Annotated in this window: 7 protein-coding genes and 1 pseudogene; 1 reads left to right on the top strand and 7 read right to left on the bottom strand. The window is 70.1% G+C overall.

Translation table 11 applies throughout. The features are described from left to right. The 6 genes from A5714_RS11890 to A5714_RS11915 form a co-directional block, all read right to left on the bottom strand. A partial coding sequence (locus A5714_RS11890) for a class I SAM-dependent methyltransferase (RefSeq protein WP_197513652.1) occupies positions 1–290 on the bottom strand: 290 nt, incomplete at its 3' end. Between the two features lie 146 nt (positions 291–436). Then, positions 437–1,300, bottom strand: coding sequence for a cyclopropane mycolic acid synthase family methyltransferase (locus A5714_RS11895; protein WP_068073333.1), 864 nt, complete (start codon positions 1,298–1,300; stop codon positions 437–439). Positions 1,301–1,435: 135 nt separating this feature from the next. Beyond that, on the bottom strand, positions 1,436–2,296 hold the full coding sequence (locus tag A5714_RS11900) for a cyclopropane mycolic acid synthase family methyltransferase (protein ID WP_068073331.1): 861 nt from the start codon (positions 2,294–2,296) through the stop codon (positions 1,436–1,438). Positions 2,297–2,383: 87 nt separating this feature from the next. Next, positions 2,384–3,301: an alpha/beta fold hydrolase gene (locus A5714_RS11905; RefSeq protein ID WP_068073329.1), complete on the bottom strand. Its 918-nt coding sequence runs from the start codon at positions 3,299–3,301 to the stop codon at positions 2,384–2,386. Between the two features lie 4 nt (positions 3,302–3,305). Further along, complete coding sequence (locus A5714_RS11910; RefSeq protein ID WP_068073327.1) at positions 3,306–4,652, bottom strand: AarF/ABC1/UbiB kinase family protein; 1,347 nt, start codon at positions 4,650–4,652, stop codon at positions 3,306–3,308. Positions 4,653–4,704: 52 nt separating this feature from the next. Further along, entirely contained in the window at positions 4,705–5,298 is a 594-nt protein-coding gene (locus A5714_RS11915; protein ID WP_068285406.1) for a DinB family protein, read from the bottom strand. Positions 5,299–5,347: 49 nt separating this feature from the next. On the opposite strand from A5714_RS11915, the pseudogene A5714_RS11920 reads away from it, so the two are divergent. Next, a pseudogene (locus tag A5714_RS11920) lies at positions 5,348–8,917 on the top strand (glycoside hydrolase family 38 C-terminal domain-containing protein); the annotation flags it as partial. On the opposite strand, the gene A5714_RS25350 reads toward A5714_RS11920, so the two are convergent. Then, complete coding sequence (locus tag A5714_RS25350; protein ID WP_369829438.1) at positions 8,876–9,217, bottom strand: NEW3 domain-containing protein; 342 nt, start codon at positions 9,215–9,217, stop codon at positions 8,876–8,878. The pseudogene A5714_RS11920 and the gene A5714_RS25350 overlap by 42 nt on opposite strands. Positions 9,218–9,290 lie beyond the last annotated feature (73 nt).

Here is a 9,290-nt window from a genome sequence, read left to right on the forward strand (position 1 = left end):
ATGACGTTGACGTCGAACCGCTCGACGGCGCGTTTCATGGTGCTGCCCCAGCCGCAGCCGATGTCCAGCAGCGTCATCCCGGGCTTGAGGTCGAGCTGGTCGAGGTTGAGATCAATCTTGGCGTACTGCGCCTGCTCGAGCGTCAGGTCGTCGGGCTCGAAGTACGCGCAGCTGTACATCCGGGTGGCGTCCTGAAAGAGGCCGAAGAATTCGTCGGAGACGTCGTAGTGCGCCTGGATGTCTTCGAACCGCGTGCGTGTCTTCGTGGGCCCAGTCGATTGCTCAGCCATGTTCGTCCTGTTCTCCTCGAAGAGGTCACTGCCACCAACGTCCGCGCTGGCCCGAATGGCGCGGCGCGACCTGCAACGATACCCAATGTAGAGGTGTAGTTAACTCCGGTGGGGCGCGCGTCGCGCCCGACCGCCGGTGCATCAGTCTACTTTTCCAGCGTGAACTGGTTGACGTCGACCCAGCCCGACCGGAACGCCTTCGCGCAGCCGGTCAGGTACTTCTCGTAGCGCTCGTAGACCTCGGGGGACTGCAACTCGATCGCCTGATCCTTATGCGCCTGCAGCGCGTTGGCCCACAGCGTCAGGGTCCGCGCGTAGTGCGGCTGCAACGACTGGCGCCGGGTCAGGGTGAATCCCGCCTTGGCGGAGTGTTCTTCGACCATCGGTATGGTCGGGGCGCCGCCGCCCGGGAAGATCTCGGTGAGGATGAACTTGAGGAAGCGGATCATCTCCAGCGACGTGCGCAGGCCCTGCTCGCTGAGCTGGTCGCGGGTCAGGGCGGTGATCGTGTGCAGCATCATGACGCCGTCGTTGGGCAGCACCCGGTGGGCCATGGCAAAGAAGTCGTCGTAGCGGTCGCGGCCGAAGTGCTCGAACGCCCCGATCGACACGATGCGGTCGACGGGTTCGTCGAATTCCTCCCAGCCGCACAGCAGCACCCGCTTGCTGCGCGAGCCGCCCATCTCCTCGAACGACTGCTGCACGTGGGCGGCCTGGTTTTTCGACAGGGTTAGTCCGACGACGTTGACGTCGTAGCGTTCGATCGCCCGGCGCAGGGTCGCCCCCCACCCGCAGCCGACGTCGAGCAGCGTCATGCCCGGCCGCAGCCCCAGCTTGCCCAGCGACAAATCGATCTTGGCGAGCTGCGCCTCTTCGAGCGTCATGTCGTCGCGCTCGAAGTATGCGCAACTGTAGGTCTGCGACGGATCGAGGAACAGGCGGAAGAAGTCGTCGGAGAGGTCGTAGTGCGCTTGCACGTCCTCGAAATGGGGCGTCAGATTTGTTGCCATGCCGTGTCTGCCTTTCCGGGCTCGAGCTGCACTCGAGGCTCGGAAGAACGCCCCCGAAAGAATTCCCCGCGCCTGTGCTCGGCAAATATCCGGTTCGGCGGCGCGTCAAACCAAGCGGCGTTACGGCTAAAGCGCCTACTTGGTCAGGGTGAACTGCGCGACGTTCGAGATGCCCTTGCGGAACAGCTCCGCACAGCCGGTCAGGTAGCGCATGAAGCGGTTGTAGACCTCTTCGGATTGGATGGCGATAGCGCGGTCGCGATTGGCTTCCAGGTTGGCCGCCCACATGTCGAGGGTGCGCGCATAATGCGGTCGCAGGTATTGGATCTGCTCGACCGCAAAACCGCTGTCTTGAGCCAAGTCGACGATGTCCGGCTCACCACACATCTGACCGCCGGGAAAGATTTCCTTGCCCAGGAAGTGGAAGAAACGCAGATCCGTCATCGTGATCGGAATGCCACGCTCTTTCCATTCCGACTGCGGGTAGGTGAAAATGCTGTGCATCATCATGCGGCTGCCGGCCGGGAGCGTCTTATAGGCCCAATCCCAAAACGCCGGCCACCGTTCCTTCTTGAACGCGTCGAAGGCCTCGAAGCTGATGATCCGGTCGACGTGCTCGTCGAACTCTTCCCACCCCTGCAGCCGGGCCTCGGCGCGCCGCGTCGTCGGGAGCGCGGCGAGCCGCGCCTTGGTGCGCGCGTAGTGGTTGCGGCTGAGCGTGATGCCGATGACGTTGACGTCGTATTTCTCGACGGCACGCACCACCGCGCCGCCCCAGCCGCAGCCCACGTCCAGCAACGTCATGCCGGGCTCGAGGTTGAGCTTGTCCAAGCCCAAGTCGAGCTTGGCCAGCTGAGCCTCTTCCAACGTCATGTCGTCGTCTTTGAAGTAGGCGCACGTGTAGACCATGTTGGGGTCGAGGAACAGCGCGAAGAAGTCGTCTGAGATGTCGTAGGTCGCCTGCGACTCTTCGTAATACGGCTTCAGCTTAGCCATTGGTACACCCACCCTCCTTCGACAACCGTACAACCCGGCGACGCAGACTGAGTTCGCGGGGAAGTGTTTCTCTCGAGTGTTTTTGGCTCAGCTCTCCTTGGCGAAGTTGCTCGTCAGCACGCCGATGACCTGATCCCACAACTGCTGTGGCAGATCATGGCCCATTCCGTCGAATAACACCAATCGGGCGCCGGGTATTGCGCGGGCAATTGACCGGCCGCCGGAGGGCCTCATCAGCTTGTCCGCCTTGCCGTGGATCACCACGGTCGGCGCGGTCGTTCGGCGGTTGTAGCGAAGCAGGCTGCCGCTGCCCAGGACGGCGCTGAAATGCCGCGCGACGCCCTGCGGGTAGTAGGCGCGGTCGTATCCCTCCGCCGCCTCGGCACGGGCCTGCTCGTCGGGCACCCGGTAGCGCGGGCTACCGATGATGGTGCCAACGCGCACGGTGTTGTCGATGATCACCTCACGCGGCGAATCGGGGGACGGACCCCGCAGCAGCGCCAGCAACTGACGAGGGCCGGGCGGCGGCAGGAACGGCGCGTTGTTGCTGGAGAAGATGATGCCCAGGCTCCTGGTGCGCTCCGGGAACCGTCCCGCGACGATCTGGGCGATCATGCCGCCCATCGAGGCACCCACGATGTGCGCGCGCTCTATGCCCAGATGATCCAGCACGGCCACCGCGTCGTCGGCCATGTCCTCCAGCTTGTAGGCGGACTTGCTCGGCAAACCGACATAGGAGCGGGCCAGCCGCTCCACCAAGGGCTGCCCCGAGCTGCGGTGCTGCGTCCGGCCGGACAGGCCGACGTCGCGGTTGTCGTAGCGGATGACGCGCAGACCGTGGTTGACCAGCTTCTCGCAGAACCCGGTTCGCCACAGCAGCAGCTGGGCGCCGAGCCCCATGATCAGCAGGACGGGCGGATCGTCGACGTCGCCCATGTCCTCGTAGTACAGCTTCACCTCGCCCTGCGGGTCCGAGGCGATGGCGGTTCCGGTGCGGACCTGCACGCCCTCAGACCTCGACGTCGGAGGAGTGCTCACGGCTGACCTCGACCATGAAGTTGGCGAAGTACCCGGTGAGCTGCGGATCGGACATCATCTGCCAGCGCGGGGCGAGCAGCTTCATGTAGCGCTCGACGTAGAGGAACTGCTTGCCGATGAGCACCAGCTCGCGGGGCAGCTTGACGTCGTAGGCGTCGGCCAGCGCCGAGAGCTGGCGCCCGATGTCGGCGTAGGACATGTCGCCCAGCGTCTGCATGGTCAGCGGGGTGGCGAATTTCTCGAGGTCCTTGGCGGCCTGGGCCTCGGGCTTGACGGTGCCCACGGCGCCCATCAGCACCACGATCTTGCCGGCCGCGGCGTGGTCCTTCTTGACCAGTAGCGCGTAGACCAGTTCGCGCAGCAGCCAGCGGGTCCGCGGGTCGATGCGCCCCATGATTCCGAAGTCGAAGAACACGATGCGGCCCTGGTCGTCGACCGACAGGTTGCCGGCGTGCAGGTCGCCGTGGAACAGGCCGTGTCGCAACCCGCCCTCGAACAGGCTGAACAGCAGCGCCTTGACCAGCTCGACCCCGTCGAAGCCGGCCTTGCGGATGGCGGCGACGTCGTCGATGCGGATGCCGTGCACCCGCTCCATCGTCAGGACCCGCTCGGTGGTGAAGTTCCAGTGCACCTGCGGTACCCGGATGTTCTTCCCGAGCGGCGACGCGTGCAGGTGCGAGATCCACGCGTCCATGGATTGCGCCTCGAGGCGAAAGTCCAGCTCTTCGGCGAGGTTGTCGGAGAAGTCCGCGACCACGTCCTGCGCGGACAGCCGGCGGCCCAGCTTGGCCAGTTCGACCGCCTGCGCGAAGCGCTTCAGGATCTGCAGGTCGGCCGCGACGCGGCGCCGGATGCCCGGGCGCTGGATCTTGACGACGACGTCCTCGCCGGTGTGCAGGGTCGCGTAGTGCACCTGCGCGATGGACGCCGACGCGAACGGCGTCTCCTCCCAGGTGGCGAACAGCTCCGACGGGTCGCCGCCGAGCTCCTCGACGAACAGCTTGTGCACCTCGTCGGCGTCGGCGGGCGGCACCCGGTCGAGCAGGCCGCGGAATTCGCGGGACAGCGATTCGCCGAACGCGCCGGGGCTGGAGGCGATGATCTGCCCGAACTTGACGTACGTGGGACCCAGGTCGGCGAAGGTCTGCGGAAGCTGCTTGATCACCTTCTGCTGCCACGGGCCCTTGCCGGGCAGCTTGGTGACGACGCGGGCCGCGGTGCGGGTGACCTGCCAACCGGTGACCGCCACCCGAGCCGCCTCGACCGGAAGCGGCACGCGATCGAGCTTGGCCCCCTCGCGATGCTTGGTAGAGCTCATCACTGCAGTGTGCCAAATCGGCCGGAGCAAATCCCAATTCGCCGGCCGGCCGTCAGCCTTTCTGCCAGGGCTGCACCCAGCCCCGGACCGACCAGCCCTCCAGCCCGGCGATCAGCTCGTACATGGTGGCGCCGTCGATGGTCTCCCGGATGATGTCGGCGTGCCCCGCGTGACGGGCGAGCTCGTTGATCACGTGCAGGATCACCCAGCGCACCGACCACGCCTGCTGGTTCTTGGGGAACCAGGGGATGTCCTGCGGCACCGGGACGGGGGTGTCCAGGTCGGCCGCCTCCACCAGCCGCAGCGACTCGGCGTTGCGCGCCGCGAAGGCTTCCAGGAGGCCGGCCAGGGTCTCGTCGGGCCCCATCACGTGCTGGTCGGCGAACTCGCGGGCGATCTCGTCGAACGGGCGCGGGTCGTGCGGCGGCAGGTCGGGCGCGGCGGCCACCCGCGCCATCCAGCTGCGCTGCATGGCGGTGACGTGCTTGACCAGCCCGCCGATCGACAGCGGGCTGACCGACGGCGTGGACCGGGCCTGTTCGTCGGTGAGGCCGTAGCTGACCGCGAAGTACGCGCTTTGGTGGAAAGCCAGGTAGTCACGCAGGGCGCTGCGTTCGTCGGCGACGGGCGGGGCCAGGGCGGGCATCGCTCGATCGTAGGTCGATCTTCGGTCGCCCGCGCCGTAAAGTGCGGGGATGCAGCTGGTTTCGGCCCGGGCGGAGAAGCTGTTCGTCGGGCCGGCGGATGCGCCGCTGCAGCTGGTGCGGGTCGGCGTCGCCGAGGTGACCGAGCCGACGCCGGTGCACATCGACGGTGACGGCCTGCGCGGCGACGCGGTCGCGGCCGTGGGGGACGACGCCGTCGAGGTTCCCGTGACCGTCGACTCGGCCGTCGTCGGCGAGCGGCGGGCCGCGACGGTGCACGCCGGCGATCGGCGGTTGCCGTTCGAGTTCGCCGTCGCCGAGCCCGGCTGGACCATGTTCATGGTCAGCCACTTCCACTACGACCCGGTGTGGTGGAACACCCAGGGCGCCTACACCAGCGAATGGACCGAGGACCCGCCCGGGCGGGCCCGCCAGACCAACGCCTTCGAGCTGGTGCACGCGCACCTGGAGATGGCCCGCCGCGAACCCGAGTACAAGTTCGTACTGGCCGAGGTCGACTACCTCAAGCCGTACTGGGACACCCGGCCCGAGGACCGGGCCGACCTGCGCCGCTTCATCGCCGAGGGCCGCGTGGAGGTCATGGGCGGCACCTACAACGAACCCAACACGAACCTGACCAGCCCGGAGACCACCATCCGGAACCTGGTGCACGGCATGGGTTTTCAGCGCGACGTGCTCGGGGCCGACCCGGCCACGGCGTGGCAGCTCGACGTGTTCGGCCACGACCCGCAGTTCCCCGGGATGGCCGCCGACGCCGGCCTGACGTCGAGTTCCTGGGCGCGCGGCCCGCACCATCAGTGGGGTCCTGGTCCCGGGCGGCCCGGCGAGCCCGGGTTCGAGCGCATGCAGTTCAGCAGCGAGTTCGAGTGGATCGCACCCTCGGGCCGCGGCCTGCTGACCCATTACATGCCCGCGCACTACTCCGCGGGCTGGTGGATGGACTCGGCGACCTCGCTGGCCGACGCCGAGGCCGCCACGTTCGAGCTGTTCGATCAGCTCGCCGCCGTCGCGCTGACCCGCAACGTGCTGCTGCCCGTCGGCACCGACTACACGCCGCCCAACAAGTGGGTGACCGCGATCCACCGCGACTGGGCGGCGCGGTACACGTGGCCACGTTTTGTGTGCGCGACGCCGCGCGAGTTCTTCGCCGCCGTGCGCGCCGAGCTGGCGCAGCGCGGCGCGCAACCGTCGCCGCAGACCCGCGACATGAACCCGATTTACACCGGTAAGGACGTGTCGTACATCGACACCAAGCAGGCCAACCGGTCCGCCGAGAACGCCGTGCTCCAGGCCGAGCGGTTCGCGGTGTTCGCGGCGGGGCTGACCGGCGCGGAGTACCCGCAGGCGGCGCTGGCCAAGGCGTGGGTGCAGCTGGCGTACGGCGCGCACCACGACGCGATCACCGGGTCGGAATCCGACCAGGTCTACCTGGACCTGCTGACCGGCTGGCGCGACGCCTGGGACCTCGGCCGCGGCGCCCGCGACGCCTCGCTGGCCCGGTTGACCGGCGCGGTCGCGGCCGCCCCGGGCGACGTCGTGGTGTGGAACCCGCTGGCCCAGCCGCGCACCGACATCGTCACGGCGCGGCTCGACGCACCGGTCGGCGCCGGGGTACGGGTGTTCGACGCCGCCGGCGCCGAGCTCCCCGCCCACGTCGAGGACGGCGGCCGGACGGTGCGGTGGCTGGCGAGCGACGTGCCGTCGCTGGGCTGGCGAGCCTACCGGCTGGCGCCGGCCGCCGCCGCGGACGGGTGGGCGCCGACGTCCGGCGCCGCGATCGCGAACGAGCACTACCGGCTGGAAGTCGATCCGGCCCGCGGCGGCGGAGTCGCGTCGCTGCGGCACGGCGGCCGCGAACTGCTGGCCGCCGGAAAGGTGGGCAACGAACTCGCCGTCTACGAGGAATACCCCGCGCACCCGACGCAGGGCGAGGGGCCGTGGCACCTGCTGCCCAAGGGGCCCGTGGTGTGCTCGTCGGAGCGGCCGGCCCAGGTGCGGGCCTACCGCGGCCCGCTCGGCGAGCGGCTGGTGGTTCAGGGCCGCATCGAGGGTGTGCTGCGCTACACCCAGACCCTCACGCTGTGGCGGGGCGTGCCGCGGGTCGACTGCCGCACCACCGTCGACGAGTTCACCGGTGCGGACCGGCTGGTGCGGCTGCGCTGGCCCTGCCCGGTGCCCGGCGCCACGCCGGTCAGCGAGGTCGGCGACGCCGTCATCGGGCGGGGATTCGCGCTGCTGCACGCCGACGAGACGCGCTCGGTGGACACCGCCGAGCACCTGTGGACGCTGGACAACCCGGCCTTCGGCTGGTTCGGGCTGTCCTCGGCGGTGCGGGTGCGCGTCGGGCAGCGGGTGGTGCGGGCGGTGTCGGTCGCCGAGGTGGTGTCCCCGGCCGAGGAGCTGTCCGGCCCGTTGGCGCGCGACCTCATGGTCGCGCTGGTCCGCGCGGGCGTCACCGCCACCTGCGGCGCGGCCGGCAAGGCGCGCTACGGCGACCTCGACGTCGACTCCAACCTGCCCGACCTGCGGATCGCCCTGGGCGGGCCGGACCGCAACGCGTTCACCCGGGAGCTGTTGACGCTGGCCGGCCGCAGCTACGCCGACGAGCTCGACCGGCAACTGGCCGCCACCGGGCAGGCCCGCGTCTGGGTGCCCGCCGAGGCGCCGCTGCCGGCCGTGTGGGTGCCCGGCGCCGACCTGCGCGGTCCGCGGGCGCTGCCGGTGCTGGTGATCGACGGCCGCGACCTGTCCGCGGCGGTCGCGGCGCTGGTGGCCGACCTGACCGACGCCGAGATCGACGTGACCCAGCGGCACGCACCGCCCGGCGAGGCCTTCGAAGACCGCACCGTCGCGCTGCTCAACCGCGGCGTGCCCAGCTTCGCCGTCGACACCCAAGGCACGCTGCACGCCGCCCTGCTGCGCTCGTGCACCGGCTGGCCGTCGGGCATCTGGATCGACGAGCCGCGCCGCACCGCCCCGGACGGCTCCAACTTCCAGCTCCAGCACTGGACCCACGACTTCGACTACGCCCTGGTTTGCGGCGACGGCGACTGGCGGCGCGCGCAGCTGCCGGCCCGCAGCGCCCAGTTCTCGCACCCGCTGCTGGCCGTCCGCGCAGGCGGCGGCGGCGCGGCGCTGCCGCCGACCGGGTCGCTGCTGCGCGTCGAGCCGGCCGCGTCGGTGCACCTGGCGGCGCTCAAGGCGGCCGGCAACCCGTTGCCCGCCGGCAGCGCCCGCGCGCCGCGGCCCGACGCGGTCGCGGTCCGGTTGGTCGAGACCACCGGCGCCGACGCCCGCGTCACCCTCGAGTCCCCGCTGGCGCCGCTGACCGACCTGCGGAGCGCCGACCTGCTCGAAACCGCCGGCGAGCCCGTCGACGCGCTCGACCTGCACGGCTACCAGGTGGCGACGCTGCTCGCCCGGCTGCCGCTGCCGCGGGCCGCCGGGGACCCCGCGCCGCTCGCACCGCAGGCGGAAGCCGCCCAGCCCCTGTACGCCCGCTACTGGCTGCACAACCGGGGGCCCGCGCCGCTCGGCGGGCTGCCCGCCGTCGCGCACTTACACCCGACGCTGGTCGCCGCCGAACCCGGCGACGAGGTGGATCGGGTCGGCGTCCCGGCACTGCCCGACCGTGACCAGGCACACGTCCTCGACCACCTGCCGCCAGGCGGCCGGCGTCTCGGCCCCGGTGAGGGCGAGCTGCGCCCGGACGGGGTAGAGCCCGGCGGGCGCGCCGGGCGGGACGGACACCAGCACGTCGGCGTCGCGGTGCTCACCGCTGGGCAGGGTGAGGGGCAGCGCCGCGGGCGTCGCGGACCAGCCGTCCGGGCACAGCAGGCGCACGGCGCTGTCGAGCGTGGCGTCGCTGCAGTCGCTGGCCGCGGTGAGGCGCAGCGCCACCTCGTCGCCGGGTTCGGCGGCGACCAGCGTCGGGTGTAAGTGCGCGACGGCGGGCAGCCCGCCGAGCGGCGCG

Source organism: Mycobacterium sp. E2462 (genome assembly GCF_001672685.1).
GTDB lineage: Bacteria > Actinomycetota > Actinomycetes > Mycobacteriales > Mycobacteriaceae > Mycobacterium.

Coding starts and splice junctions, on each gene's coding strand:
- A5714_RS11900 (WP_068073331.1), bottom strand. CDS start 2,296: ATGGCTAAGCTGAAGCCGTATTACGAAGAGTCGCAGGCGACCTACGAC.
- A5714_RS11910 (WP_068073327.1), bottom strand. CDS start 4,652: ATGAGCTCTACCAAGCATCGCGAGGGGGCCAAGCTCGATCGCGTGCCG.
- A5714_RS11895 (WP_068073333.1), bottom strand. CDS start 1,300: ATGGCAACAAATCTGACGCCCCATTTCGAGGACGTGCAAGCGCACTAC.
- A5714_RS11915 (WP_068285406.1), bottom strand. CDS start 5,298: ATGCCCGCCCTGGCCCCGCCCGTCGCCGACGAACGCAGCGCCCTGCGT.